General features: G+C 47.5%; 1 protein-coding gene. It reads left to right on the plus strand.

Features of this window, described 5'->3' with window-relative positions:
• Nucleotides 1-42: 42 nt before the first annotated feature.
• On the plus strand, nucleotides 43-314 hold a 272-nt coding region (locus tag B3V51_RS10590; protein WP_286708388.1), incomplete at its 3' end, for a threonine/serine exporter family protein.

The raw sequence follows: 314 nt of genomic DNA on the forward strand, positions 1-314 counted from the left end.
ATGGCGCTGGTGTTACTACGCATACAGCACTGGGGGTTTTAGATGTGGTTTATTGAGACCGTTGTGCTGTCTTGCATCATTACCCTTGGCTGGACGCTGATGTTCAGCGTACCCAAACGCTATATTTTGCCGTGTTTGCTGATGACCGCTCTGGGATTCGGACTAAAAACCGCGCTTGTCTATCAGCATGTTCATCTGGTGATAGCGAGCTTTTTTGGGGCGATGCTTGCCAGCTTTTTGGGGGTATATTTTTCTAAGAAATATACCTTACCGCCCAAAGCGTTAATCTCCCCAAGTGTCATCTGTATGATGCC

Source organism: Psychrobacter sp. UBA2514 (genome assembly GCF_002341255.1).
In the GTDB taxonomy this organism is placed as follows: domain Bacteria; phylum Pseudomonadota; class Gammaproteobacteria; order Pseudomonadales; family Moraxellaceae; genus Psychrobacter; species Psychrobacter pacificensis.